This is a genomic window from Vibrio sp. 2134-1, assembly GCF_033339495.1.
On sequence record NZ_JAWOUS010000902.1, the window covers coordinates 1 to 531 of the forward strand.

The 531-nt window shown below is 43.3% G+C and carries 1 protein-coding gene and 1 pseudogene; both read right to left on the reverse strand.

The window, feature by feature from the left end; genetic code table 11:
• A pseudogene (locus R7R78_RS29170) lies at positions 1-78 on the reverse strand (sulfite exporter TauE/SafE family protein); the annotation flags it as partial.
• A 46-nt stretch (positions 79-124) separates the two neighbouring features.
• Positions 125-531 (reverse strand): regulatory protein ToxS (gene toxS, locus R7R78_RS29175; RefSeq protein ID WP_225474974.1); only part of this gene is annotated, 407 nt, incomplete at its 5' end.

Consider the following 531-nt stretch of genomic DNA (forward strand, 5'->3'; position numbering starts at 1 on the left):
GCCGCCACCAGAAAGAGATGCCAACGTATTTGCAACGAGCGAGCCGAAAAAGAGAGTGAAAGTGTCTAACCAATCCATGAGAAAAAATTAAGGGGGCATCTTGCCCCCTTATCACTAATTAAATTCAGTTTCTAAACAGTACCGTAGAACCGTGATTTAGGCTAGTTAATAGCAGAGTCTTCTCATTAACCACGTCAATTCGGCGGCTTTGTTCTGCATCTAGCTTAAAGATTTGAGTAATTAAGCGTAGTTGCGCTTCAGAAAAATCCTTGGATTGAGAAGAAGAAATATCTTTGAACTCAGAAGGAGAAACAAGCAGATAGTTATCACTCACTTCCCAGCGACCTTTCTCTGAAATATTAATTGTCGATTCAGCCGTCGAGCCTTGTGCGAACAGTTTGATGTTTGCCACGCGAATGTAATCGCCATTCGGTAGGTACTTAACGTTCGACTCCACATTCACACGACGTAACGGGCCTACAGTATCGTCTGGCAAGTTATCAGTAATCACAGTCACCATGGTTGACTGCC